Below are 23,354 nucleotides of genomic sequence, written 5' to 3' on the forward strand. Positions count from 1 at the left end.
GGCGAATATCTGTCCTTCGACGGGAAAGATTTACCGATCGGACCAAGTGCCGATCAAAACGCAACAGAACCCAGGGAAAAGCCACGCAAATCATGCGTTTTTGCCCTTGAGTTCTTTCATTGGAGCATTCATGTTCAAAAAAGCAGTCTTAGCCGCAATCGCAATGACCTTCGTTACTGCTCCAATGGTGCAGGCCCGTGATTACCACCACAGCAACCCTGCCCCGCATCGCTACGAGCCGCAGCGCCCGCATCATGGCAAGGATTTCTACCGCCATGATCGCCGCGACCACGGACGCCACCAGTGGTCGAAGGGTCAGCGTTACAGCGATTGGCGTCGCCATCAGGAAATCCGCGACTACAAGCGCTATGGCCTCCGCCGCCCACGTCCGGGGCAGCATTGGGTCAAGGTCGATAATCAGTACCTTCTCATTGCCGGCGCCACCGGATTGATCGCAGGCATTCTTGCTGCTCAATAGGACAAGCACTTGAAAGGCGGGCGTTTGCCCGCCTTTTCTCTTTATGTTGCCGCCCACCCAGATGGTTATAATTCGCCGCTAACAGTATGCGCTCTGTTGTATTACCACGGGGCTCGCGAGCACCTAAGCCAAGCCGCGGCGCTCTGCTTCATCAAGAAGAGCCGACGTGCCGTTGACCTGCGAAAGACGTTCATCAAACGGCGCGCGCCGCGGATAGGCCTGATCTCGTGCGTTGATCTGCAAACCACCAAGCAGAAGATCGACCATCTGATTTGCTTACCGCTTCCAGTTTTTACTGGGCCTGACGTGTGCCAGGCCAAAAAGCGCGCGAAGCAAATCGTGCGGCTTGATGTCGTCACGAAACACGCCGGTCTCCACCCCACGCAAGATCAATCGATTGATTCGTGGCAACCAAGGGCGAACCGGGATTTTCCAGGACATTGTGTCTCGGAAGGGGATCGCATATTTAATGTCAGACCCAATTTAATCGAACGTGAGCGCAACGAATAGCCCACGTCTTTCGTGATTGACGGAATGGGTTTCCGGCTGGCAGTCAAAACTTTTGCTTTGCCCGCTTCGGCATAAAATAGGTTCGGACATTGACGAGTGCTTCAGCGACGTCGGCGGCATCCTGGCGGGTGGCTTTGCGTTTTGTCTCGCCGAGCTTGCGAATTGGCGCAATGATATCGCCAGTGACGGCATGACCGCGAAGCACCGGCTGCCAAAGTCTCGGCGCGTATCCTGTTGCCAGCAAAAAGCAGAGGTCCCAATCGAACGGATCAAAGGTTTGGTCATCGATCCTGGTGAACCTGGGCCGGTGGTCTTTCGGGGTTTCGGAAAGGCTCGCCGAGATACGGTTATATTCCGCAACGATCGTCTGCACGGCCCGATGTTCGGTTGTTTCCATCGGCAGGTTCAGGGCGTCCGGGCCGGTCAGTTCCGGGATCCATTTGCGTGGGTCGATGAACTTTGGGCCAATGATCAGAGCCGTAAGATAACCATCGAGACCGCTCATTGACCAGATTGGCGATGCCGGACGGCGTCCCCTGATAAAGGCTTCGAACGCCGCGTCATCGAGCTTCGGTCGAGCCGTCGTCCCTTGGCTGTTGTGCGTCATGCCGCCCGTCGCTCCTGCTGCGTCATCGCCTCACGCTCAGCCTTCCAGGTCCACGGCAGGAGGCTTTCCATTTCGCTGGCTTTCACTTTGCCGGAGATGATGCGCTCCAGCACATCGGCAAGCCAGACCTCGGGGTCCACGCTGTTAAGTTTTGCCGTGTTGACGAGCGATGCGAGGACAGCGAAAGTCTTTCCACCCCGCTCGTTGCCCACGAACAACGAATTCTTCCTCGTCAGGGCCACGGATTTCATTGAACGCTCGACCACATTGGAGTCGACCTCGACCCGGCCATCATCAAGGCAGGCTGTCAACCCGCTCCAATGGTTGAGCGTGTAGCTGACGGCCTTGCCAAGCGCCGATTTCGCCGACACCTCGTCGCGCAGTTCGGTGAGGTGGGCTTTCAGCTCTCTCATGACTGGAGCTGCCTCACGACGTCTCGCGACGAGCCGGGTATCGGCGCTTTCGCCGCGCAGTTTTGCTTCGATCCGATAGATTTCCGCAATCTTGGCAAGGATCGACAAAGCCTCCGAAGAACCCGTCAGCTTGACGACATCAACGAACTTGCGCCGGGCATGGGCAAGGCAGAAGGCTAGCCGCATGGGTGCGACATTGCTCTTGCCCCGACGTTTGACCATGGTTTTATAGGCTTGGTATCCATCGACTTGAAGCACGCCGGTAAACGACGACAATTGTCCCTCGATCTCGCGGGCGCTGCGGCTTTCGGCAAAGATATAGGCCACGGCCGGCGGTGCCGGACCATTCCAGGGACTGTCATCAACCGCCTGCGCCCATAACTGGCAGATCTTGGTTCGTTTGCGCCCCGGCTCGAGCCGCGGCAACGGCGTCTCGTCACAGAACACTCTCGGCTGCGAGCGGATAAAGGCGGTAAGCGCGTCATAGAGAAGCTCCAGCCACCAGGCGACCCGCATCACCCAGGCGCCAAGCGTGCCGCGATCGATGATGACACCGCAGGAGGCCAGCATTTGCGCCTGACGATTGAGCGGGAGATGCCAGGCAAACTTCGAAACAGCGACATGCGCGGCAAACGCCGTGGTCACCATGCCACCGTCCATCACCCGCGCCGGTGCAGGTGCTTGCACGATGGCACTCTCACAGGCCCGGCATGCATAGCGCGGCCGGATCGTCCGTTTGACCCGGACAACAGCAGGTACGATGTCGAGCGCCTCGCTGACGTCCGTACCGATGCAATGCAGTTCGAACGAACAGCAGGGGCAAATCTTGCTCTCCGGCTCAATGATCTCTTCATAGCGCGGAAGATGCCTGGGCAAGCGGCCGATATTGCGGGCAGGCGATCGCCGTGCCTGTATTTTGTTTTCACCGGCCGGCGCGGCATCGTCATTGGCTGCAACGGGAATATCGCTTAGATCGCCCAGGTCGAGCGTTGCCTGGGCCGGATCGATGATCGTCATCTTCTCCGAATTCGTCCCGAAGAGCTGGCGCTCAAGGAAGACAATACGCGCTTTGAGGTCGGCATTCTCTTCGTCGAGCGAGAGAATGATCCGGGTCAATTGCGCAGCATCCTGAGGCAAGGGATCGGGTCGAAGCAGCATGACTGACCCTACCATATGAGCCTGAATCTTCAAGCAAAACCAATAGGATCAGCCTACTTTTGAGGGTCGTCTCACCGCGTTTCGCTTGACCCGTGTCCAGTCAATGCCCGCCAGTAAAAGCGAGAACTCCTGGGCACTCATCTGCATCGCACCATCGCGGATCGGGGGCCAAACAAACTTTCCGCTTTCCAACCACTTTGTCGCCAGGATCATGCCTGACCCATCCCAGTAAATGCAGCGAAGTCGATCCAGACGCTTGGCGCGGAACACGAACACGTCGCCACAATAGGGATCGGCCGCAAGCGCTGACGCCACCAAAGCCACAAGACCATTCATACCGCGCCGGAAGTCGACCGGTTGCGTCGCCACCATGATCTTCACGCCACTCGGCGAAACTCCGATCACCGGCGACCTCGCAAGGCTGCCACCATCGCTTGCGCCAGTTCAGGTGCTACCGGGCCCATAACCGTCATGCGCGCGCCAGCAATCTCGATCTCAATTCGACCCGCGGCAAAGTGGGCGACATCTGACGGCAAGCCTGGGGGCGACGTTCGATCGCCAACCACCGTCACCGGCACGAACATCGCCTGCTGCGCACTGGACCTCGCAGATCGTTGAGAGGTCAGCCCAGCGTCCCGGCGCCGGGCAACGGCCGAGATGTTAACATCAGGTTCCGCGCTTTCCGCTAGGATCCGTGCCTTCTCCTCGTCAGTCCAATTTCGCCGCTGCCGGCGGCCGGTAATCACCTCGATCCGACGATATTTTCCCTCATGCCTGGCTTCATCCATGTCTTCAAGCATGGCATCAGCGCGATCTCCAATCATCCCGGTCCGCTCCTATCAATGAAGGAGCTTATCTCGCGGCATCATTCACAAAAGAAAAGGTGGGGTGTTCGTCGCGCTCACAATCGAACGATGCCGCAGGAACTTTAGGGAGTTTTGAGGAATAAAGCTCGCGCCGTCGCGCAACAGGTTTGTCCTAGCTACGGCAACACAGTTGCTAGGCTGTTGCTAGGCAAAAAATGCAAACAACCGCACAATCTATTCGGTCAAAATTTACAAGCAATTTCAAGGAGATAAGTGGTGGGCGATGAGAGACTCGAACTCCCGACATCTTCGGTGTAAACGAAGCGCTCTACCAACTGAGCTAATCGCCCGACTGCTTCGCCAAGTGTCTGGCCAGTCGCTGTGAGAGCCGTTTAGGCAATTCGCGCGACAAGCGCAAGTGCAAAAATCAGCATTCGGCTTCTTTCTTATGTTTTTCTACAGCCCCTTCCGTGTCTTCACCAACGGATAAGCCGACAAGAGAATAGCCAACCGAAAAACGCCGTGAAAAGATCCAGCGCGATCGGCAATCTGGCGCCAACAATGTCACGAAAAGCAACTGAACTGGATTGTAGGGGCGGCGAGTATCACGCCGCCGCCTGAATAATTATCCGGCCAAGCGGTCGGGGGCACGGAGGATGGATGCGCCACCTGCTGCCTGTACGGCGAGGCTTCCATATTCGATACCGGCTGCAAGCGCCCGATAGGCATCGTGACCTTCTAGCCATGCATCGATGAAACCGGCATTGAAAGCATCGCCTGCCCCGGTCGTATCAATCACCGGCACGTCCTTTGCCGCCATATGAAGATCCGCATCAGCCGTGCGCAGCCACGCCCCTTCTCCACCGCCTTTGAGAGCCACAACTGGAAAATGCTTCGCAAGCGCATCAAGCGCCTTCGCCGGATCATCATGGCCTGTGATAGCCTGCGCTTCCTCGCGATTGGGCAAGAATATATCAATGCCTTCGCAGGCAGCGAGCAGGCTGGGGTCGTAGATCAGCGTTTCATCCCAGCTCGGGTCGAGCGAGACGAAAAGTCCTGCCGCCTTTGCCTGCTGGACGAGATCAGGGATTTCATGCAGCGTTGCGAATTCAGCGATGTGCAGATGCCCCGCATCCTTCCATTGCAACGCGGCTTCGAGCGTCGAGGGAAGTGCTGAACCGGAGCGGCGCGACAAGAATGCGCGATCACTGCCAATCACACTTGCCACCGTCACCTGTGGCCCAGCATCGTCGGCCCGCTCCAGAAAGCGTAGATCGACACCGTCGATCTTCAAGTCCGGTTCAAGCCCGCGCGACAATCCATCGAAGCCGAGACGTGCGACCAGCGCCACCGCCCTGCCCGCATGGGCAAGATGGGCGGCAGAGATGAAGGCCCCGCCACCTGCCGCCATCTTCATGTTCTCGGCAAAAACCTCGCGTCCGGGCTGTGGCAGCGATTGCAGCCCGGTAAAGATGAGGTCACAGTAAATCCGCCCGATACTGAGGACGGCCGGAGACTTGAATTGCCGTTTGAATTGTTGCGGCATCATAGGCGGCCCAGACTTTTCTCGGTCCTGGCATCGAAGAGATAAAGGCTTCCAGCAGGCGCCGACACGGAAAGCGTCCCGCCCGTTGTGGGAATGACCTTGCCAGGAGCCGTTGCAATCACCGATACGCCATTGACATCCAGATGGACCAGCGTTTCCGCACCGAGCGGCTCTACCGCGGTCACAGTACCGGTGAGCGAAAAGCCACCGGATGTACCTTCTTCGACTTTCAGGTCGTGCGGACGAACGCCGACCAGAATATCCCCGTCGGGCGCAAGTTCCACACCAGATCCATTGCGGCGCCCCGCAATCAGGTTCATTGATGGACTGCCAATGAAGCGTGCCGTGAACACGTCCGTCGGATTCTCATAAAGCTCGGTCGGTGTTCCGGTCTGAAGAATGCGGCCGTCACGCATGACGACGATACGGTCGGCCATGGTCATGGCTTCAACCTGGTCATGTGTCACGTAAACGGTCGTCGTCTTGAGACGCTGATGCAAGCGCTTGATTTCGATACGCATCTGCGCGCGAAGCTGAGCATCGAGGTTCGACAGCGGCTCATCGAAAAGGAAGGCCGACGGATTGCGCACCATGGCGCGGCCGATGGCGACGCGCTGGCGCTGTCCACCGGACAATGCTGCCGGTCGACGGTCGAGATAAGGTTCCAGCCCGAGCGCCTTGCCGGCTTCTTCGATGCGCTTGTCCTTCTCGGCTTTCGACAGTTTCGACGTGTAAAGCCCAAAGCCGATATTCTGACGCACGGTCATATGCGGATAAATCGCATAGTTCTGGAACACCATGGCGATGTTGCGCTGCTTCGGATCACGTTCGTTGACGACCTCGCCACCGATCTTCAGGTGACCGCCAGAAATATCCTCAAGCCCGGCGATCATGCGCAAGGTCGTGGACTTGCCACAGCCGGAGGGACCGACAAAAACGACGAACTCGCCGTCCTTGATCTGGAGATCGATTGCCCGGACCGCCTCGACCTTGCCATAACGCTTGACCAGCTTTTCAAGTTCGATGGTTGCCATCAGCGTGCCTCCACAAGTGCACTGAATTTTTCATTGAGTTCGCGGGCAGCCTTTGCTTCGGCGGCTGCATGGTCGAAAGCAACTGCCTTGAAGCGATCAGCTTCCGCCTTATGTCGTGCAAGTGCTGCATTCATCGCTGTCGGTGCCGGACCGCCAAGACGGTCACGCACAGCCACGAAATGTTGCGGTGAGACCAGTTCCTCGAACTTTTCTCGCCCGAAGGATGGCTCGCGCCCGGCGGACTCGCGGAAAGCGTCAAGGAAAGGTTCAAACCCATCCTTCTCCAGACCGCCGCCCATGGCGACGACAGCGCGCGCAACCCTGGCCGCGATTTCATGCGCCTGCCGGAACGAAAGACCTTCGATGCGCACCAGCGAATCCGCCAGTTCGGTGATCGTGATGCAGGAGCGGCGGATATTTTCCGCCACACGGGCCGGATCGATACGGATCGCGCCGATGAATGCGGCCAAAAGATCGAGCACGCGACCGGCGGATGCGAATGCCTCATAACCCATCGCTTGAGTTTCGCCCTCACTGTCATTCATGTCGGTGAACGGCGTATTATGCATCACGTCCAGAACGGTGCGGGCACGGCCCATGGTCTGGCTTGCCAGGTGGCGCATATGTTCGATTGGAACCGGATTGCGCTTCTGTGGCATGATCGACGATATCTGCACGAAGGCATTCGGCACGTAAATCTGGCCGACCTCGAAACTGGTCCAGAACTGGAAGTCCTGGATGAGGCGTCCCAGATGCACGAACAGCAACTCCAGCGCCGAATAGGTCGAGGTGATGTAATCCACCGCCGCAATGCAGCTATAGGAATTGGATAAGGGGGCAGCAAAGCCCAACAGGCTTGCCACTCGTGCGCGATCGATCGGGAAGCCCGAGGTGGTGATGGCCGCCGCCCCCATGGGTGACAGGTTGACGATGGCACGCGCGGCTTCCATCCGTTCCATATCCCGGATAAGAACCTCGATTGCCGCCGAAAGATAGTGACCGAAGGTCGATGGCTGCGCAGGCTGACCATGCGTATAGGCGACGATCAACGTTTCCTTTTCACGCTCGGCGGCCGCAATCATCGCATCAAGCACATTGCGCGCCTGCGTCATCAGCGTATCGATACGATCCTTGAGACCAAGCTTGAACAGCGTGTGGTCAATATCGTTGCGTGAGCGCGCCGTGTGAAGGCGACCGGCAGTGTCGGCCCCGATACGCGCCTTCAGCTCCTTCTCGATGAGGAAGAAAAAGTCTTCCACTTCACCCGTATAGGTGAGTTTCGAAGGATCGATTTCCTTGTCGATGGCTTCCAGCGCACCCGCAATGGCTGCGGCCTGTGCGCGATCGAGAATGCCGGTTTCGGTCAGCATAACGAGATGGGCGCGGTCGATGCGGCGGAAGCCGTCGACGTGATGGGTCTTGGCGCCGTCAAAAAGCGGGCGAAGCACGGTTTCCTTGTAAACCGGATCGGGGAAGACGCTTTTATCGGACAGCCGTGGATCGAGATCGGACATGGTTCAACCCTTGAGGCCAGCAAGCATGACACCGCGCACGATGTAACGCTGGAGAAGAAGAAAGACGACGAGCGTGGGAAGCGTGGCAATTGCCGCGCCGGTCATAATCATTTCCCACTGGATGGACTGCTCGACGGCGAAGCTCGAAAGCCCGACCGGCAGCGTGTAAAGCTCCGGGCTGGTCGCAACGATCAACGGCCAGAAGAATGCGGTCCAGTTACCGAGGAAGGTGAAGATCGCTAGCGCCGAGAGTGCTGGCGTCACCAGCGGCATGGCAACTTTCCACCAGATCTGGAATTCGTTGAGACCGTCGACGCGGGCGGCTTCCAGAAAGTCGTTGGGAACGCCTTCGAAGAACTGCTTCATGAGGAACGTGCCGAAGGCCGTCATCATGCCGGGGAACATGATGCCCCAGTAGCTGTCCAGCCAGCCGAGCTTGCTCGACATCAGATACCACGGGATTACCAGCATTTCTGTGGGGATCATCAGCGTGGACAGAATGGCGAGAAAGATGAAGTAGCGCCCGCGGAACTGAAATTTCGCCAGCGTATAGCCGACGAGACTGTCGAAGAAGACGTTCGACAGCGTGACCACGACCGCAACGATCATGGAATTCAGGAACCAGCGCAGGAAGCGCCCATCGGCAAGAATGGTGACATAGTTCTGCAATGTCGGCTCTGCAGGGATCAGGCGCAGGTCGTAGACCTGCCCCGCTGTCTTGAGCGAGGTGGAGAACATGAAAGCCAGCGGCGTGACCATGATGAGGCCACCGATGAGCAGCAGCGTCCATGTCACGATGCGACCGGGCCGCAGGTTCTGGAAAGGGAGCGGTTTGTTTTGAACGGACGCTGTCATTTCTTTTCCCTCAGGATCCAGAGCTGCAACAGCGAGACGCAAAGCAGGATGGTGAACAGAACAACGGTTTGCGCAGCCGCATACCCCATCGCATAGGAGGAGAAGGCCGTCTGATAGATCATCAGCACCAGTGGTTTGGTGGAGCCGAGCGGTCCGCCGGGATCGTTCGTGGTCATGTTGTAGACCTGATCGAAGATGCGCAGGAAACCGATGGACGAGAAAACGACGAGGAACACCGTTGTGGGTTTCAGGAGCGGGATCGTGATCTTGCGCAGGATCGCCCATTCACCGAGGCCGTCGATGCGTGCGGCTTCATAAAAAGTGTTGGGAACGGCGCGCAGGCCCGCCATGAAGATAATGATCTGGAAGCCGAGACCGGCCCAGATGGACGTCGCCATGATCGCATAGAGACCCTGATCTACCGAGCGCAGAAAGCCCTGCTGCGGAAGTCCCACTGCATTCAGGATATTATTGATGAAGCCGATGGGCGCGGGCTGATAGAACCAGCGCCAGACCCATGCCATGGCGGCAGCCGTGGTGAGGTAAGGCAGGAAATAGAGCGCACGGATAAAGCCGTGCATGATGCGCACGCGGTCCAGAAAATAGGCAATCGTGAACGCCACAATGAGGCTGATCGGCGTGCCGACCAGCAGATAGGTGAAAGTGTTCTTGAACACTTTCCAGAATTCCGGATCGGCAAAGAGCTTCTGGTAATTGGCGAAGCCGATGAACTTTGGCGGGTTCATCAGGTCCCAGTCGGTGAGCGACAGCCAGAAGGCCTCCAGCGTCGGGTAAAAGCGGATGACCGAATAAAACAGGATCGGGAGAGCCAGAAAGCTCCATACCCAGATCAACCGTCTTGTGCGCATGGAAAGGCGATCCGTCAGGCGGTTGCCCGAAGGCCCCTTCCCTGTGCCGCCTGTTTCAGCCGCCCCGGCTACAGACATTGTCATGTTTCAAGATCCTTCGGCTACGGATTAGAGCCCGTTTCGATCTGAATGAATCAGATCGGCGCTCTAACTGTTTGTTTTGGCGCGCATCTTTTCCGAAACCGTTTCACACTTTTCGGGATGCGCTAGCCGTGCCGTAAACAGCCAAGAGAAGATGAAGCGACCGGAGCCGCTTCATCCTTCGCGATTGCCTTACTTGGCCGCGTCGAGCACATCCTGCTCGGCCTTGGCCGCCTGGTCGAGGGATTCCTTGACCGGCTGCTTTTCGAGAATGACGCGGTTGGCCATATCGACAGCGATCTGACGCTGCTTCAGTTCATCCACGAACATGGTCGTGTGTGCGTATTCCAGACCCTTCAGGAACGGGCCGTAGATCGGATCGGCAAGGTTCGTTTCCGTCAAGGCTGCCGAACGGCGCGCAGGCAGTTCGCCAACATCCTTCAACCAGATTTCCATGGCTTCCGGCGAGGAGATGTAGTTCAGGAACTTCTTGGCAGCTTCAAGTTTCTCGCCGCTTGCCTTGGCGCTAATGCCATTGGCGAAGTAGCTCGCATAGTTGGAACGCACGCCTTCGGCATTGGCCGGAAGCTCGGTCACACCCCATTCGAAGTCCTTGATGGTGCGGAACGAACCGAGGCGGAAGGTGCCGTCGATGGTCATGGCCGCCATGCCAGCGCGGAAAGCAGCCTGACCTTCATCCATGAACTTGACTTCGCCGACCTTATGTTCGGTCTGGAGACCGGTATAGAAGGCAAGCGCCTTTTCACCCGCCGCGTCGTTATAGGCAACCTTGCGATCATTGTCGGTATATGGCTGACCGCCGAACTGGCGCACCAGAACCTCACGCCACCAATGCTGGTCCTGTCCAGGCATGTCGAGCGTGATGCCTTCGGCCAGAAGATTTCCGGAAGCGTCGCGCTTCGTCGTCTTCTTGGCAGCTTCGACCATTTCATCCAGCGTCTTGGGCGGATTGTTCGGGTCGAGGCCAGCGTCGGTGAACAGCTTCTTGTTGTAGAACAAGGCAAGCGAACGCACAGCGGTCGGCAGACCGTAATATTCATCGCCGCGCTTCATCGCCGAAACGATCGGGAAGAATTCGCTTTCGATCTTGTCATGCGGGAACGCATCCTGCGGTAGCGGTTGCAGAATGCCGCCAGCCACGAACTTGTCCAGCCAGCCATAGAAAAGCTGCATCACGTCCGGGCTCTTGCCCGCCATCTTCGCTGCGATCACGCGCGTCTGATAGTCGTCGTAAGGGAACGTGACCTGCTTGACCTTGATGTCCGGGTTGGCCTTCTCGAAATTCTCGATCAGCTTGTCCATCGCCTTGACGCGTGTCTCGAAGACATACTGCCAATATTCGATTTCGACAGCCTGAGCGGCATTGATCGCAAAGGTGCTGAGCCCCGCAACCAGACCTGCCAATAACAGCTTACGCATTTAAACCTCCCTAATGCCCCGCCCACCGGTACTCGAATGCGGTCGCCAGGCACGGCTGCGGCAGTGCCTCGCACAATCCGCATATTCCACCACATGCCGCGCAGATTATGCGCAGCGCCCATTTCTCCCCATGCTGGAACCCACTTTCCCAACATGAGCCAAGGCAGTCTTCACCACCCTGCCTTTACGGTTCAATGTTGCGAGCGTTTTGTCAATAAGATAATTTAGTTGAATTAATATATTGCTGTTAAAAGCTGCTCGCGTTATCTCTTTTGACGGGAGACAGGAGGGACTATGACATCGAAATCAGATGGGCCATCCGAAGACGAACGTGGCATTACGCCTGTGACAGCACAGGGCGGGTCGCTTGCGGTTACCCTCGGCAAGAATCCCGAGCGAATCCGCGATCATAACCGGCGCGTGGTGCTTGATGTCGTTCGCCGTCATGGCCCTCTTGGCCGGATGCATATCGCCCGCCTTACCCATCTGACGGCACAGGCCATCGCCAATATCGTCGACGAGCTGGTTTCAGAGAATCTGCTCATGCAGCTTGGGCGACTGAAAACCGGGCGTGGCCAGCCGCCGATCCAGTTTGCCGTCAATCCCGAAGGCGCGATGACCATCGGTGTCGAAATGGGTTCGACGCATATGGTGACGACAGTGCTTGATCTGTCCGGCAAGCCGCGCACGCAGCATGTGTGCCCCATTCAGGATGTCGGCCCCGACAGACTCTCCGCACAATTGCGAACGGAAGTCGATGCTGTGAAGGCTTCGTTTCCGGCGCGCTTGCTTGGGATAGGTGTCGTGATGCCGGGTCCGTTCGACATTGAAGGCATGAGTTCGGTCGGCCCGACTACCTTGCCCGGCTGGTCCGGGATCGATGCAGCGGCAGTTCTGAGCGAAGCGTGCGGCCAGTCCGTTCTGGTCGAAAACGACGCCAATGCCGCCGCCGTCGGCGAGCGCCTGTTTGGTGCGGGACATGCGATTTCCAATTTCGCCATGATTTATTTCGGTGCCGGTATCGGGCTTGGCATGATCCAGGACGGCGCACCGTTTCGCGGTGCTTTCGGCAATGCGGGTGAAATCGGTCATATCGTCATCACGCCCAATGGGCGCAGTTGCGCCTGCGGCCAGAAGGGCTGCCTCGAAACTTATGCCTCTCTTCATACCTTGCGTGAGAAGCTTCACGTCGCTGGGATCGAGGATACCGATTTTGACGCGCTGAAAAAGCTGCATGAACAGCGTAATCCCGTCCTGATGGGCTGGGTGCAGGAAGCTGCCGACCATCTGGCGCCAATGATTGCCATGATCGAAAACATTCTCGATCCCGAGACGATCATTCTGGGCGGCATGTTGCCCGATGCGATCATCGACGACCTTATCTGGCATATGGGCGGCCTGCCTATTTCGGTCGCGAGCCGCCGCGCCCGTGCATTGCCGCGCGTCATCCGCGGACAGACTGGCCAGTTCACTGCTGCTTTGGGTGCTGCATCGCTGCCGATGTTCGAGGCCATGACGCCGAAGCTCGATACCAATCCGGAAATCTGACCATGCTTACCGCCCTTCAGCGCATCGAGCGCCAGAAGTCGTCTCCTGCCCTCGTCCGTCTGCATCGCGCTCTAAGCAGGCTACGCTCGACCGTCACGCTGATGCATACGGGTGCGCACCCAGACGATGAGCAAAGCGGCCTGATGGCCTATTTGCGGTTCGGATTGGGTATGCGAGTGGTGATTGCCTGTTCGACACGCGGCGAAGGCGGACAAAATGCGCTTGGCCCCGAACGTAGCGGTGCGCTGGGCGTCATCCGCAGCCGCGAGATGGAAGAAGCGGCACGCATTCTTGATTGCGATGTGCATTGGCTCGGCCATGGTCCAGACGATTCCGTCCATGATTTCGGCTTCTCCAAGGATGGCGACGGTACATTCACCCATTGGGGCGAGAAAAAAACCGTCGAACGACTGGTGCGTGCCTATCGCACCGAGCGCCCGGATATCGTACTGCCGACCTTTCTCGATGTTCCCGGCCAGCACGGCCACCACCGCGCCATGACACGGGCTGCGGAAATGGCCATACAGCTCGCCGCCGATCCCAGCGCCTTTCCGGAACATTTTGCCGAGGGACTGACACCATGGCAGGTGGCGAAGTTTTATCTTCCTGCCTGGTCGGGCGGCGGAGACACCTATGACGACGAGCTTCCTCCACCCGATACGACAGTGACGATTCATGCCGCCGGTCGTGATCCAGCAACCGGCGCTGATTTCGACCGTATTGGCGAGTGGTCACGCGCCTGCCACGCCACGCAGGGTATGGGGCACTGGCCTGAGACACCAAAGGTGGAATGGCCACTGCATCTGAAACTACCGGAAAGCCGTGCTGAAACGACAATCCTTGAGGGATTTCCGGAAACTTTGGCCGCACTTGCTGAGGCCGATGGACTGACACTTGAAACCTGGAGGCAGCTTTTTGACACTCACTCATCCATTGAGCAGGCAATCGTGGCTTTCCCCGACCGCGAAACCATTGTCAAAAACCTGGTCGAGGCTGCGAAAAGCCTGAAGGCTGCTCTGGCCAGCGCACCAGAAGATTTCCTTTTCCGGCACAGACACAGGCTCGAACGCAAAAGACAGGAAATAGATACCGCCCTGATCCAAGCAGCGTCTTTGTTCGAGCGGGCTTATCTGGAAGAATCCATATTGCCTAGAGGTGGAGAAACCCGCCTCGTTGTCGAATACGGCTCCGGAGCGACGGCAGTCGCAATAACAGCCGAACCCGTATTGCCAGAAAGCTGTTCGACCGCTTGCGAGTACCTGACGCCCGAGCGAGAAATTCTGGCTGTGTCACTGGCAAAGGAGGCAGCACTTTCCCCGCTTTTTGAACCGGCATGGCGGTCACTCGGCGGCAACGGACAGGCCTACATCCGGCTAAAGGCGCAGTTTGACAATCATCTGGCAGCCTGCAGCTTCGATCTCGAAGAGCCGTTCACCATCGTTCCACCTGCCTCGGTGAAGATCGATCCGCCAGCCGCTATCATATCGGGCGAACAGCCCCCCTTGCAGGTCCGGCTTATGGTAGATGGCGAGGCCGATCAAGTCACATTCACATCGCAAAACGGCTGGAATATCAGCTCGAACGGGCAGAATGCCGTCTTGCATGGACCTTCCGATCCAGCACCCGGCTTGGCCTATCTGCAGGCATCGGTTGACGGAACTCCGGCGTGGCAGATAAACGTCACCAGCTATCCGCATATCGGCAGAACCGTCTGGCGCGAGCCTGCAGTGCTGCCGGTGCTCGCGCTCGACGTGAAATTACCCGATGCGCGCATAGGGTATATCGGCGGCGGCACTGACAACGTTGGCTTGTGGCTGAAACGCATGGGATTTGAGGTCACAGACATCGAGCCGCATCATCTTGCCGGTGATCTGTCAGAATTCACGACTATCGTGGTCGGCATATTTGCCTTTGGTCTGCGTGATGATCTTACAGCCGCGACGACCAAACTACACCGCTTTGTTGACGATGGCGGACATCTGGTGACACTCTATCATCGGCCAACCGACGGTTGGCAGCCGGATCGGACACCGCCGCGAAAACTCTCCATCGGTTCCCCGTCATTGCGCTGGCGCGTTACAAACCCGAACGCACCGGTCACCATGTTAGTGCCTGAACATCCCCTGCTCGTCGGCCCCAACATTATAAACGAGCACGATTGGGAAGGCTGGCAAAAGGAACGTGGGCTCTATTTCGCTTCTGGATGGGATGACGTCTACCAGCCGCTGCTTTCCATGCATGATGACGGGGAGCAACCGCTTTTCGGCGCACTCATTTCAGCGACAATCGGCAAGGGCCGCCATACCCATACAAGCCTGGTCCTGCATCATCAGCTCGACAAGCTTGTTCCCGGTGCATTCCGGCTCATCGCCAATCTGGTACAACCTGCGGGATAGTTTCGCTCATGTCTGTTTCTTGAAATATTCATGACATCGAAGCTATCCTGGATGGAAAGTATTTCCTTTATATTTCATTTCACTAATTAATTCTTCTTGAGTTCCCTTCGACACGAAATTCGCTCTATCTCGACGTGTATTTGACTCATGGAGATGAATTATCATGCGCAATCTGGTACGTGTTTCTTTGACCGGTCTTTTCCTCGGTGCAAATCTTACGATGGCCTTCGCACAGGCAACGCCTGAACAGATGGAAATGGCTTATAATGCCGCCCGCAACCAGCTTGGCGTACTCCAGTACTGCCAGGAAAAGGGTTACACCGATGGCGGAGCCATCGAAATCCAAAGATGATTGCGCTTATCCCGGCTCCATCCGACACGAGCAAGGCCGAGGCTGCTGAGGCAACCGGCAAGCAGGGCAAGGTCTCTGCGATGGGCATGGAACAGGATATTGCCACCAGCGCAAAAGCACAGAATGTCTCCGAGGAAAAGCTCTGCCAGACCATGGCCGATGCCGTTAAGCAGGCTGGCGCCCAGCTTCCGCAGTAAGGCGGATCAACGCGACCTCAGGAAAAAGAGCCCTGCGCAAGCGGGCTTTTTGTTGCCTGAGATTTATATTCCAATTTGCTTAAATATATCGCATCCCGAGATCGCAGTTTTTGTTTTAAATTCAGCACTTTATTAATCATATGCAATACTCATCTTCCGTTTACCATGCAACTTAAGAGGGTGCACATAATTGCCGCGTAATTTGCTCCCAGGTCACAGCGACCACTAAACAAGCAAGAATGATCTCAGGAGCAACACATGACCAAGTTTTTCGCACGCTTCCGTAAGGACGAATCCGGCGCAACCGCTATCGAATATGGCCTCATCGCGGCCTTGATCTCGGTGGCGATCATCGCTGGAGCCTCCACCCTCGGCTCTGATATTGGCCAAAAATTTAAGGACATTAGCACAGCCGTCAAAGACGCAGAGACCGCTTCAAAATAATAAGATTACATAGACACTAACTTATAAAGGCCCCTTCATTGAAGGGGCCTTTATAATTACTGCATCTCGCCGATGAGTATGTATCATCATAGCGAACCAAGCTAACGCTCTGCAATCTTTATTGATTATGGGCTGCATATAGAAACGCGCATAATCCCTCTAAATAGTGGTTCGCCGCGTGGTTTTTGCGTATTCCAGCGCTGACCCCGGCCATTCGGGAGTAGCGAACATGTCATTGAAATCCATTTTACTGGCACTTGGTATCGGCGTAGCGGGATTAACACTCAGCGGCTGTGTTTCCGAGGGCTATTACGGCTCAGGCAATTACGATCCGTATTATGTTCGCGGCGGATATGTAGGCACGGGCGTCGTCTACGACAGTGGCGGCTATTATCGGAACTATCCACGCTATTACCGAAGCTCGCGCTACTATCGCGACCGCGATTATTATCGCTATCGTGACCGGGATCGTCCGGGCCGTCCGCCTCACAGCAGACCGGATCGCCCCCGTCCGCCACGGCCGGATCGTCCACCGTCAGCCAATGATGGTGGAGGTCGTCCGAATCCGGGCAATCTGCCGATTATTGAGCCGATCAAGCGTGGTCCTCATAACTGAAACAAAACACCCGCCGAAATCCGGCGGGTGTTTTGCATAGAAGGAACCAACGTCAGAGCTTGATGACATATTCCTTACGGGTGGTCTCGATGACTTCCCAGCTTCCCTTGAAACCCGGTCGGATGACAAAACGGTCTCCCGTTCCGACCTCCCGGCTTGGTCCGCCTTCTTCGCTGAGCACAGACCAGCCTGACAGGATGTGGCAGAACTCCCATTCGTCATACTCGATACGCCATTTTCCGGGCGTGCTCTCCCATATGCCTGCAAAGAGTGTGCCCTCGGCATTCTCCTCCAGATTCCACGTGCGGAATTTCGGATCGCCGGAAAGAACGCGCTCCGGCAGGGGAGCGCCCTCCTCTGGTTCAATGCCGGTCAGGTCGAAATCGAGAAACCGGCTCATGGATCAGACCTTGGCCAGAGCCTGTTCGATATCGGCGATGATATCGTCTGCATCCTCGATGCCGATGGACAGACGCACCACATCCGGCCCGGCACCTGCCGCCACCTTCTGCTCGTCGCTGAGCTGGCGATGCGTGGTGGAAGCCGGATGGATGACCAGCGAGCGCGTGTCCCCAATATTGGCGAGAAGCGAGAACAGGTCGAGGCTGTCGACGAACTTCACGCCCGCGTCATAGCCACCCTTGAGACCGAAGGTGAACACCGAACCGGCGCCTTTCGGTGCATATTTCTGCTGGAGCGCATGGAACTTATCATGCGGCAGACCGGCATAGTTCACCCAGGACACTTTTTCATGACCATGCAGCCAAGAAGCTACTTTCAAAGCGTTGTCGCTGTGGCGCTGCATGCGCAGTGGCAGAGTTTCCGCACCCGTCAGAATCTGGAAAGCGTTGAACGGCGAAATTGCCGGGCCGAAATCACGCAGACCCAGCACACGGGCCGCAATGGCGAAGGAGATATTGCCAAAGGTCTTGTGCAGTTCCAGACCGGCATAATCCGGACGCGGTTCGGTCAGAAGCGGATAGTTGCCGGACTTCGCCCAGTCGAACGTACCGCCATCGACCAGAATGCCGCCCATGGAATTGCCATGCCCGCCGATGAACTTGGTCAGCGAGTGAACAACGATATCCGCGCCGTGTTCGATCGGACGCACCAAGTAGGGCGATGCCAGCGTGTTGTCCACGATCAGCGGCAGGCCATTTCTATGGGCGATTTCAGCGATAGCCTCGATATCCACCACGATGCCGCCCGGATTGGCAAAGCTTTCGATGAAGATGGCGCGCGTCTTGCTGTCAATCTGCTTGGCAAAATCGGTTGGGTTGGTGGCATCTGCCCAACGCACCTGCCAGCCGAAGGATTTGAACGACTGGCCGAACTGGTTGATCGAGCCGCCGTAAAGCTGGCGTGCGGCAACGAAATTATCGCCCGGCTGAAGCAACGTATGGAACACGAGCAACTGCGCTGCGTGACCGGATGCGGTCGCGACCGCCGCCGTACCGCCTTCGAGTGCGGCAATGCGCTCTTCCAGAACAGCGGTCGTCGGATTTGTGATGCGCGTGTAGATATTCCCGAATGCCTGTAGGCCGAACAGCGAAGCGGCGTGGTCCGCATCGTCGAACACAAACGAAGTCGTCTGATAGATCGGCGTTGCGCGGGCACCGGTTGTCGGATCGGGCTTTGCCCCTGCGTGAACGGCAAGCGTTTCAATTCCGGGAGAGCGTTTCGACATCATTTCCTCCTATGTCCCAAACCCTAAATCAGATCCGGACGTTAGGCGTTGCCACCAGGAAAGCAAAGGCGGATTTTTCACCAAATGCCGGAATCGCAGAAATTAATTCCGAAAGTTCTTATTTGCCGATCAGGCGAGGATATTCGATAGCAGGACAACGATCCATGATGACGGTGACGCCTGCTTCTCTGGCCCGGTTTCCAGCTTCTTCATGCACCACGCCGAGTTGTGTCCACAAGACTTTCGGGCGATGCTTCAATGCAAAAACTTCATCCACAATACCCGGCAGCGAATATGGTTCGCGGAACACATCCACCATATCCACCGGCTCTTCTATATCGGCGAGACGCGCCACGACATGCTGGCCATGAATATCCTTTCCCGCCTGCCCCGGATTGACCGGAATCACGCGATATCCCTTGGAAAGCAGGAATTCCATCACGCCATTGCTCGGGCGCTCCGGCTTCGGTGATGCACCAAGAAGCGCGATCGTTTTGACGGAAAGAAGGATATCTCGGATCTGTTCGTCAGAAGGGTTTTGCATCTCAGTCTCTTTCAAGTGGCCGGAGCCAGCGCTTGCATGAAGGTAGCCGCTCCCTCTATTGATAAATAGATTTGGGAGGAACACATGAATATCAATACCGCGCAGGAGCGGAATGTCGATATGGCGACGACGCGCCAATCCTTAAGCCCCGTTATGAGCATTGAAGAGCTCCGCGCATTCATGAGGCGCGAGTTTCCGCAACTCGGAGACGCCTTCGAGTTCACGGCAATTGATGGCGGTTCTGCATCCATGCGGCTTCATGCCGATGAACAACATCTGCGTCCCGGTGGCACGGTTTCCGGCCCCTCGCTTTTCGCGCTCGCCGATGTGACGGCCTATGCTGCCATATTGGCCCATATCGGCCCCGTGGCGCTGGCCGTGACGACGAACCTGAACATCAACTTTCTGCGCAAGCCCTCCCCCGGCACTGTCGAGGCCGTCGCCCACCTCCTGAAACTCGGCAAGCGCCTTGCTGTACTCGATATCAGTCTGACCGACGGTACAAGCGGCGAGCTGGTGGCCCATGCAACGGCAACTTACTCGATCCCGCCGCTTAAAAGCGCCTAAAAAGATAAGGTATCATAATACCAAACTTATAACTATTTGAATTTATTTCGTTTTTAAAACAAAGCTTCAAATATAAGGCTTGACGCCCCCTCGGACATTGTGTATCGACCCGCCAGCAGTGAGTAGAAGTTATCTTTTGCTCACTCGTTCGGGTTGGACACGATCCAACACAAGCAACAAAAAAAGCCCTGATTTTCAAGATCGGGGATTAAGTCAAGGAAGACTTCAATGGCAACTTTCTCTCAGAAGCCGGCCGAAGTGGTGAAGAAGTGGGTGCTGATCGACGCCGAAGGCCTCGTGCTCGGCCGTCTCGCCACCATCGTCGCCAATCGCCTGCGCGGCAAGCACAAAGCAACCTTTACCCCGCATGTTGACGATGGCGACAATGTCGTAATCATCAATGCCGACAAGGTTGTTCTGACCGGCAAGAAGTACACCGACAAGGTCTATTACTGGCACACCGGCCATCCGGGCGGCATCAAGGAACGCACTGCTCGCCAGATTCTCGAAGGCCGTTTCCCGGAACGCGTCGTCGAAAAGGCCATTGAGCGTATGATCCCGCGCGGTCCGCTCGGTCGTCGCCAGATGAAGAACCTGCGCGTCTATGCAGGCCCGAACCATCAGCAGGAAGCTCAGCAGCCGGAAGTCCTCGACGTCGCCGCGCTGAACCGCAAGAACAAAGGGAATGCATAATCATGGCTGAGCAGCTCAACTCGCTCGAAGAACTCGGCACTGTTGCCAAGACCGAAGCTGCCGCTCCGGTTCACGTCCAGAAGCTGGACGCACAGGGCCGCGCTTATGCCACTGGCAAGCGTAAGGACGCCGTTGCACGCGTATGGGTCAAGCCGGGCACCGGCAAGATCACCGTCAACGACAAGGAATTCGAAAAGTATTTCGCACGTCCGGTCCTGCAGATGATCCTGCAGCAGCCAATCGTCGCTTCGAATCGCGCTGGTCAGTTCGACATCGTTGCCACCGTTGCCGGTGGTGGCCTCTCCGGTCAGGCCGGTGCTGTTCGTCACGGCATCTCGAAGGCCCTCACCTACTACGAACCAGGCCTGCGCACGGTTCTCAAGAAGGGTGGCTTCCTGACCCGCGACAGCCGTGTTGTTGAACGTAAGAAGTACGGTAAGGCCAAGGCTCGCCGTTCGTTCCAGTTCTCCAAGCGCTAACGCGCTTAGGGCCAGTTCTCCAAGCGCTAATATCTATCGCTTCACAGCTTACGGAAAAGCGGACCTTCGGGCCCGCTTTTTTTTGTTTTCGCTCATTATCGGGTTTCAGCCCCCCAACTGCGGATAGACTTGCCGTTTATCTCGAGCTGTTTCTCAGGCGATTGCTTATAATAATCGGGCGCCATCCCGGAAATCCAGTCACCACAGCTCGGATTGGGCAGCATGAAGTATTTCGTTCCGAAAGTTTCCCGGCTGGCCTCCACGAACGCGCGCCGCTGCTGATTACTCTTGTGATAGGTTGCAGTTCCAAAGTCGTTGAGATTATCCCCTACATAGACAACAACCTCATATCCCCTAGCCTTAATACTATCGAAACGGCCCTGCTTGTTGGACTGACCGCTATTCAGCAAAAGGGTTTTCGCTGACACGCCGGGAAAACCCAGTTTTCTTATATTTGCTGCCGTTGGCTCAAATGACTTCGCATCGCGGTTCGTGACATAGAACATCGTGCCGCCGTTTGAATTGACATGTCTCGCAAACTCTACGGCACCCGCGATGGGACGTGCTTGCTCTGCGGCCATCCAGCGCGCCCAGGTCTTCTCCGTATATGGCGCGCCTTGCTTGACGCGCCATCCCGCATAGGCAGTATTATTGATCATTGTCTCATCGAGATCGACAATCACAGCCTTTCGCCGTCCCTTCGTCGGTTTAGCCGCGTCGAAAGCCTGTCGCGCACCATTGAACGCCTGATAAGCCAGCGCATCATATTCGCCCGACTGTTGCATCCAGTTGATTGCGCTTACATTCTGCTGCTCCAGCTGAAAACTGACGCCACGCTGGTTCGTTGCGCATCCCGAAAGCGCAGCGGAACAAGCTAGAATGGCCGAGATTGCAAGAAGTGTTTTCCGCATTATGTCCCTCCATGAAAGAGAGCCATTAGCGCCGAAGGTTTCCCGCACCTCAATTGCCGTTATGTGCCCTCAATATATTGGGCGACAGTGCGGCTTCATCACAGTTGCAAGCCGGTTCGATAGTCGTCATGAGTAGGAAAATCCGAAGCATCTTCACGAACGGATAAGCACATGTCCTCGTCTGCAACATCCAACCGCTTTGCGGTCACACCGGAGCCTCCCTATCTGATCGTCACCTTTGCGTCGCAGCGTGTCGCTGGCGACGACGATGGCTATGGCGACATGGCGGTACGCATGGGGGAACTTGCGGCGAAACAGCCCGGCTATCTTGGCATCGAAAGCGCGCGTGACGCGGAAGGCTTCGGCATCACCAACTCCTTCTGGGCCGACGAGGAAAGCATCCGCGCATGGAAGCGCAATGTGGATCATCTTGTGGCGCAGAAGTTCGGGCGCCAGAAGTGGTACGAAACCTATCGCGTGCGTATCGGTCGTGTCGAACGCGCATATGGATTTGATGCCAAGAGCGAATGAAAACGCTATAGAAGCCAGACTATCATCGGGGAGACGGCCATGCCCTCAAAGACCATCGACCATGCGATCACTGCCCGCAGCCTGACGAGCGCTGCAACGGATCCTACGCATGCCGGTGTGCTGTCGTTCATGCGGCGCGTATACACGAAATCGCTGAAGGGCGCAGAGGCGGTCGTCTGGGGTATTCCTTTCGATGCAGCCGTATCCAACCGGCCCGGCGCGCGTTTCGGACCTCAAGCGATCCGGCGAGCATCGGCGATCTTCGACAATGACCCGCAATACCCATTTCAGCGTGATCTCTTCGAAAAGCTGGCCGTCATCGACTATGGCGACTGCCTGCTCGACTATGGCAATCACTACAAGACCCCAGCCACCATCGAGCGTGAAGCAGCAAAAATCCTGAAATCGGATGCGTTTCTGCTAACGCTTGGCGGCGATCATTTCATCACATGGCCGCTGCTCAAGGCCCATGCCGCAAAATATGGCCCGTTGGCACTCGTTCAGTTCGATGCGCATCAGGATACGTGGTTTGACGACGGCAAGCGGATCGATCACGGCTCCTTCGTGGCCCGCGCGGTCCGCGACGGTATTATCGATCCCGACCACTCGATCCAGATCGGTATCCGCACGCACGCTCCGGAGGATTGCGGCATCAAGATCATTTATGGCCATGAGGTCGAAGACATGTCGGCGGCGGCGATTGCCGATGAAATCCTGCGGCGCACCAATGGCAAGAATACCTACCTGACCTTCGATATCGACTGTCTTGATCCGGCCTTCGCGCCAGGAACAGGCACCCCGGTCGCGGGTGGCCCTTCTTCGGCAAAGATGCTGTCTGTGCTGCGCAAGTTGACGGCTCTTGACTTCGTGGGCGCGGATGTGGTCGAGGTTGCACCGGCTTACGATCACGCCGATATAACAGCAATCGCGGGAGCGACGATCGCAATGTACTATCTGGGCCTTCTGGCCGAACGGAAAGAACGACGATGAAGCGCGTTGCTTGTTCATAGATTGATTCAAGCAGATCGAGAACTGATTCCGAATACTGTCGTAACTTTCTGAATTCAAAGGCAAAACG

The 23,354-nt window shown here is 56.8% G+C and carries 27 protein-coding genes, 1 tRNA gene and 1 pseudogene; 13 read left to right on the top strand and 16 right to left on the bottom strand.

Annotation, left to right across the window (positions count from 1 at the left end; translation table 11 throughout):
- Nucleotides 1-201: pseudogene (locus F9K91_RS26205) on the top strand (hypothetical protein); the annotation flags it as partial.
- Nucleotides 131-478, top strand: coding sequence for an RcnB family protein (locus F9K91_RS22275; protein ID WP_151678751.1), 348 nt, complete (start codon nucleotides 131-133; stop codon nucleotides 476-478). The pseudogene F9K91_RS26205 and the gene F9K91_RS22275, both read left to right, overlap by 71 nt.
- Nucleotides 479-601: 123 nt before the next feature.
- Here the strand turns inward: F9K91_RS22275 and F9K91_RS26075 are convergent, their stop codons facing one another.
- The 12 genes from F9K91_RS26075 to F9K91_RS22330 form a co-directional block, all read right to left on the bottom strand.
- The gene (locus F9K91_RS26075) at nucleotides 602-745 is read right to left on the bottom strand and encodes a hypothetical protein (protein WP_157808475.1); all 144 of its coding nucleotides are present in this window, start codon (nucleotides 743-745) and stop codon (nucleotides 602-604) included.
- Nucleotides 746-1,031: 286 nt separating this feature from the next.
- Nucleotides 1,032-1,595 (bottom strand): UPF0149 family protein, encoded by a 564-nt coding sequence (locus tag F9K91_RS22280; RefSeq protein ID WP_151558885.1) that lies wholly within the window; start codon nucleotides 1,593-1,595, stop codon nucleotides 1,032-1,034.
- On the bottom strand, nucleotides 1,592-3,166 hold the full coding sequence (tnpC, locus tag F9K91_RS22285; RefSeq protein WP_151678752.1) for an IS66 family transposase: 1,575 nt from the start codon (nucleotides 3,164-3,166) through the stop codon (nucleotides 1,592-1,594). The genes F9K91_RS22280 and tnpC overlap by 4 nt, the downstream gene beginning before the upstream one ends.
- A gap of 48 nt (nucleotides 3,167-3,214) precedes the next feature.
- Nucleotides 3,215-3,571, bottom strand: coding sequence for an IS66 family insertion sequence element accessory protein TnpB (gene tnpB / locus F9K91_RS22290; protein WP_105528926.1), 357 nt, complete (start codon nucleotides 3,569-3,571; stop codon nucleotides 3,215-3,217).
- Nucleotides 3,568-3,990, bottom strand: coding sequence for a transposase (locus F9K91_RS22295; protein WP_151678753.1), 423 nt, complete (start codon nucleotides 3,988-3,990; stop codon nucleotides 3,568-3,570). Before F9K91_RS22295 ends, tnpB begins: the two co-directional genes overlap by 4 nt.
- 256 nt (nucleotides 3,991-4,246) lie before the next feature.
- Nucleotides 4,247-4,322: transfer RNA gene (locus F9K91_RS22300), tRNA-Val, on the bottom strand.
- A 275-nt stretch (nucleotides 4,323-4,597) separates the two neighbouring features.
- Entirely contained in the window at nucleotides 4,598-5,521 is a 924-nt protein-coding gene (locus F9K91_RS22305) for a carbohydrate kinase family protein (protein WP_151554731.1), read from the bottom strand.
- Nucleotides 5,518-6,552, bottom strand: coding sequence for an ABC transporter ATP-binding protein (locus F9K91_RS22310; protein ID WP_151651848.1), 1,035 nt, complete (start codon nucleotides 6,550-6,552; stop codon nucleotides 5,518-5,520). Before F9K91_RS22310 ends, F9K91_RS22305 begins: the two co-directional genes overlap by 4 nt.
- Nucleotides 6,552-8,066 carry an argininosuccinate lyase gene (argH, locus tag F9K91_RS22315; RefSeq protein ID WP_151651847.1) on the bottom strand — a complete coding sequence of 505 codons (1,515 nt, stop codon included), beginning with the start codon at nucleotides 8,064-8,066 and terminating at the stop codon, nucleotides 6,552-6,554. The genes F9K91_RS22310 and argH overlap by 1 nt, the downstream gene beginning before the upstream one ends.
- A 3-nt stretch (nucleotides 8,067-8,069) precedes the next feature.
- Nucleotides 8,070-8,921 (bottom strand): carbohydrate ABC transporter permease, encoded by an 852-nt coding sequence (locus F9K91_RS22320; RefSeq protein ID WP_140019743.1) that lies wholly within the window; start codon nucleotides 8,919-8,921, stop codon nucleotides 8,070-8,072.
- The gene (locus F9K91_RS22325) at nucleotides 8,918-9,868 is read right to left on the bottom strand and encodes a carbohydrate ABC transporter permease (RefSeq protein ID WP_412842196.1); all 951 of its coding nucleotides are present in this window, start codon (nucleotides 9,866-9,868) and stop codon (nucleotides 8,918-8,920) included. Before F9K91_RS22325 ends, F9K91_RS22320 begins: the two co-directional genes overlap by 4 nt.
- Before the next feature lie 195 nt (nucleotides 9,869-10,063).
- Complete coding sequence (locus tag F9K91_RS22330; protein ID WP_151651846.1) at nucleotides 10,064-11,311, bottom strand: extracellular solute-binding protein; 1,248 nt, start codon at nucleotides 11,309-11,311, stop codon at nucleotides 10,064-10,066.
- A 294-nt stretch (nucleotides 11,312-11,605) separates the two neighbouring features.
- On the opposite strand from F9K91_RS22330, the gene F9K91_RS22335 reads away from it, so the two are divergent.
- The 6 genes from F9K91_RS22335 to F9K91_RS22355 all read left to right on the top strand — a co-directional run bounded on the left by F9K91_RS22335 (nucleotide 11,606) and on the right by F9K91_RS22355 (nucleotide 16,864).
- A complete protein-coding gene (locus F9K91_RS22335; RefSeq protein ID WP_151678754.1) occupies nucleotides 11,606-12,859 on the top strand; it encodes an ROK family protein in 1,254 nt (417 codons plus the stop codon).
- Nucleotides 12,860-12,861: 2 nt separating this feature from the next.
- Entirely contained in the window at nucleotides 12,862-15,255 is a 2,394-nt protein-coding gene (locus F9K91_RS22340; protein WP_151678755.1) for a PIG-L family deacetylase, read from the top strand.
- Nucleotides 15,256-15,418: 163 nt separating this feature from the next.
- On the top strand, nucleotides 15,419-15,607 hold the full coding sequence (locus F9K91_RS26435) for a hypothetical protein (protein ID WP_235913377.1): 189 nt from the start codon (nucleotides 15,419-15,421) through the stop codon (nucleotides 15,605-15,607).
- On the top strand, nucleotides 15,604-15,804 hold the full coding sequence (locus F9K91_RS26440; protein WP_235913378.1) for a hypothetical protein: 201 nt from the start codon (nucleotides 15,604-15,606) through the stop codon (nucleotides 15,802-15,804). Before F9K91_RS26435 ends, F9K91_RS26440 begins: the two co-directional genes overlap by 4 nt.
- Before the next feature lie 258 nt (nucleotides 15,805-16,062).
- Nucleotides 16,063-16,248: a Flp family type IVb pilin gene (locus F9K91_RS22350; protein ID WP_151554739.1), complete on the top strand. Its 186-nt coding sequence runs from the start codon at nucleotides 16,063-16,065 to the stop codon at nucleotides 16,246-16,248.
- Nucleotides 16,249-16,477: 229 nt separating this feature from the next.
- Nucleotides 16,478-16,864 (top strand): hypothetical protein, encoded by a 387-nt coding sequence (locus F9K91_RS22355; protein WP_151554740.1) that lies wholly within the window; start codon nucleotides 16,478-16,480, stop codon nucleotides 16,862-16,864.
- Between the two features lie 52 nt (nucleotides 16,865-16,916).
- Here F9K91_RS22355 and F9K91_RS22360 read toward each other — a convergent pair whose 3' ends face one another.
- The 3 genes from F9K91_RS22360 to F9K91_RS22370 form a co-directional block, all read right to left on the bottom strand.
- Complete coding sequence (locus F9K91_RS22360) at nucleotides 16,917-17,264, bottom strand: cupin domain-containing protein (RefSeq protein ID WP_151678756.1); 348 nt, start codon at nucleotides 17,262-17,264, stop codon at nucleotides 16,917-16,919.
- A gap of 3 nt (nucleotides 17,265-17,267) precedes the next feature.
- A complete protein-coding gene (locus F9K91_RS22365; protein WP_041545197.1) occupies nucleotides 17,268-18,551 on the bottom strand; it encodes an O-acetylhomoserine aminocarboxypropyltransferase in 1,284 nt (427 codons plus the stop codon).
- A gap of 118 nt (nucleotides 18,552-18,669) precedes the next feature.
- Nucleotides 18,670-19,095 (bottom strand): CoA-binding protein, encoded by a 426-nt coding sequence (locus tag F9K91_RS22370; protein ID WP_151554742.1) that lies wholly within the window; start codon nucleotides 19,093-19,095, stop codon nucleotides 18,670-18,672.
- An 84-nt stretch (nucleotides 19,096-19,179) separates the two neighbouring features.
- On the opposite strand from F9K91_RS22370, the gene F9K91_RS22375 reads away from it, so the two are divergent.
- The 3 genes from F9K91_RS22375 to rpsI all read left to right on the top strand — a co-directional run bounded on the left by F9K91_RS22375 (nucleotide 19,180) and on the right by rpsI (nucleotide 20,834).
- Nucleotides 19,180-19,662, top strand: coding sequence for a PaaI family thioesterase (locus F9K91_RS22375; RefSeq protein WP_151554743.1), 483 nt, complete (start codon nucleotides 19,180-19,182; stop codon nucleotides 19,660-19,662).
- Nucleotides 19,663-19,890: 228 nt separating this feature from the next.
- Entirely contained in the window at nucleotides 19,891-20,355 is a 465-nt protein-coding gene (gene rplM / locus F9K91_RS22380; RefSeq protein WP_010661122.1) for a 50S ribosomal protein L13, read from the top strand.
- Between the two features lie 2 nt (nucleotides 20,356-20,357).
- On the top strand, nucleotides 20,358-20,834 hold the full coding sequence (rpsI, locus tag F9K91_RS22385; RefSeq protein ID WP_006466519.1) for a 30S ribosomal protein S9: 477 nt from the start codon (nucleotides 20,358-20,360) through the stop codon (nucleotides 20,832-20,834).
- 95 nt (nucleotides 20,835-20,929) lie between these two features.
- Here the strand turns inward: rpsI and F9K91_RS22390 are convergent, their stop codons facing one another.
- On the bottom strand, nucleotides 20,930-21,745 hold the full coding sequence (locus tag F9K91_RS22390; RefSeq protein WP_151678757.1) for a 5'-nucleotidase, lipoprotein e(P4) family: 816 nt from the start codon (nucleotides 21,743-21,745) through the stop codon (nucleotides 20,930-20,932).
- A gap of 171 nt (nucleotides 21,746-21,916) precedes the next feature.
- On the opposite strand from F9K91_RS22390, the gene F9K91_RS22395 reads away from it, so the two are divergent.
- Both F9K91_RS22395 and speB read left to right on the top strand, forming a co-directional pair.
- The gene (locus F9K91_RS22395) at nucleotides 21,917-22,276 is read left to right on the top strand and encodes an antibiotic biosynthesis monooxygenase family protein (protein ID WP_151651841.1); all 360 of its coding nucleotides are present in this window, start codon (nucleotides 21,917-21,919) and stop codon (nucleotides 22,274-22,276) included.
- A gap of 39 nt (nucleotides 22,277-22,315) precedes the next feature.
- Nucleotides 22,316-23,266, top strand: a complete 951-nt coding sequence (gene speB / locus F9K91_RS22400) for an agmatinase (protein ID WP_151651840.1) — start codon at nucleotides 22,316-22,318, stop codon at nucleotides 23,264-23,266.
- Nucleotides 23,267-23,354 lie beyond the last annotated feature (88 nt).

Source organism: Brucella tritici, assembly GCF_008932295.1.
Lineage (GTDB): Bacteria > Pseudomonadota > Alphaproteobacteria > Rhizobiales > Rhizobiaceae > Brucella > Brucella tritici.

What these genes read in the sequence shown, in the direction of transcription:
- F9K91_RS22275 (WP_151678751.1), top strand. Translation starts at nt 131, where the DNA reads ATGTTCAAAAAAGCAGTCTTAGCCGCAATCGCAATGACCTTCGTTACT.
- F9K91_RS26075 (WP_157808475.1), bottom strand. Translation starts at nt 745, where the DNA reads ATGGTCGATCTTCTGCTTGGTGGTTTGCAGATCAACGCACGAGATCAG.
- F9K91_RS22280 (WP_151558885.1), bottom strand. Translation starts at nt 1,595, where the DNA reads ATGACGCACAACAGCCAAGGGACGACGGCTCGACCGAAGCTCGATGAC.
- tnpC (WP_151678752.1), bottom strand. Translation starts at nt 3,166, where the DNA reads ATGCTGCTTCGACCCGATCCCTTGCCTCAGGATGCTGCGCAATTGACC.
- F9K91_RS22295 (WP_151678753.1), bottom strand. Translation starts at nt 3,990, where the DNA reads ATGATTGGAGATCGCGCTGATGCCATGCTTGAAGACATGGATGAAGCC.
- F9K91_RS22305 (WP_151554731.1), bottom strand. Translation starts at nt 5,521, where the DNA reads ATGATGCCGCAACAATTCAAACGGCAATTCAAGTCTCCGGCCGTCCTC.
- F9K91_RS22310 (WP_151651848.1), bottom strand. Translation starts at nt 6,552, where the DNA reads ATGGCAACCATCGAACTTGAAAAGCTGGTCAAGCGTTATGGCAAGGTC.
- argH (WP_151651847.1), bottom strand. Translation starts at nt 8,066, where the DNA reads ATGTCCGATCTCGATCCACGGCTGTCCGATAAAAGCGTCTTCCCCGAT.
- F9K91_RS22320 (WP_140019743.1), bottom strand. Translation starts at nt 8,921, where the DNA reads ATGACAGCGTCCGTTCAAAACAAACCGCTCCCTTTCCAGAACCTGCGG.
- F9K91_RS22325 (WP_412842196.1), bottom strand. Translation starts at nt 9,868, where the DNA reads ATGTCTGTAGCCGGGGCGGCTGAAACAGGCGGCACAGGGAAGGGGCCT.
- F9K91_RS22330 (WP_151651846.1), bottom strand. Translation starts at nt 11,311, where the DNA reads ATGCGTAAGCTGTTATTGGCAGGTCTGGTTGCGGGGCTCAGCACCTTT.
- F9K91_RS22335 (WP_151678754.1), top strand. Translation starts at nt 11,606, where the DNA reads ATGACATCGAAATCAGATGGGCCATCCGAAGACGAACGTGGCATTACG.
- F9K91_RS22340 (WP_151678755.1), top strand. Translation starts at nt 12,862, where the DNA reads ATGCTTACCGCCCTTCAGCGCATCGAGCGCCAGAAGTCGTCTCCTGCC.
- F9K91_RS26435 (WP_235913377.1), top strand. Translation starts at nt 15,419, where the DNA reads ATGCGCAATCTGGTACGTGTTTCTTTGACCGGTCTTTTCCTCGGTGCA.
- F9K91_RS26440 (WP_235913378.1), top strand. Translation starts at nt 15,604, where the DNA reads ATGATTGCGCTTATCCCGGCTCCATCCGACACGAGCAAGGCCGAGGCT.
- F9K91_RS22350 (WP_151554739.1), top strand. Translation starts at nt 16,063, where the DNA reads ATGACCAAGTTTTTCGCACGCTTCCGTAAGGACGAATCCGGCGCAACC.
- F9K91_RS22355 (WP_151554740.1), top strand. Translation starts at nt 16,478, where the DNA reads ATGTCATTGAAATCCATTTTACTGGCACTTGGTATCGGCGTAGCGGGA.
- F9K91_RS22360 (WP_151678756.1), bottom strand. Translation starts at nt 17,264, where the DNA reads ATGAGCCGGTTTCTCGATTTCGACCTGACCGGCATTGAACCAGAGGAG.
- F9K91_RS22365 (WP_041545197.1), bottom strand. Translation starts at nt 18,551, where the DNA reads ATGTCGAAACGCTCTCCCGGAATTGAAACGCTTGCCGTTCACGCAGGG.
- F9K91_RS22370 (WP_151554742.1), bottom strand. Translation starts at nt 19,095, where the DNA reads ATGCAAAACCCTTCTGACGAACAGATCCGAGATATCCTTCTTTCCGTC.
- F9K91_RS22375 (WP_151554743.1), top strand. Translation starts at nt 19,180, where the DNA reads ATGAATATCAATACCGCGCAGGAGCGGAATGTCGATATGGCGACGACG.
- rplM (WP_010661122.1), top strand. Translation starts at nt 19,891, where the DNA reads ATGGCAACTTTCTCTCAGAAGCCGGCCGAAGTGGTGAAGAAGTGGGTG.
- rpsI (WP_006466519.1), top strand. Translation starts at nt 20,358, where the DNA reads ATGGCTGAGCAGCTCAACTCGCTCGAAGAACTCGGCACTGTTGCCAAG.
- F9K91_RS22390 (WP_151678757.1), bottom strand. Translation starts at nt 21,745, where the DNA reads ATGCGGAAAACACTTCTTGCAATCTCGGCCATTCTAGCTTGTTCCGCT.
- F9K91_RS22395 (WP_151651841.1), top strand. Translation starts at nt 21,917, where the DNA reads ATGTCCTCGTCTGCAACATCCAACCGCTTTGCGGTCACACCGGAGCCT.
- speB (WP_151651840.1), top strand. Translation starts at nt 22,316, where the DNA reads ATGCCCTCAAAGACCATCGACCATGCGATCACTGCCCGCAGCCTGACG.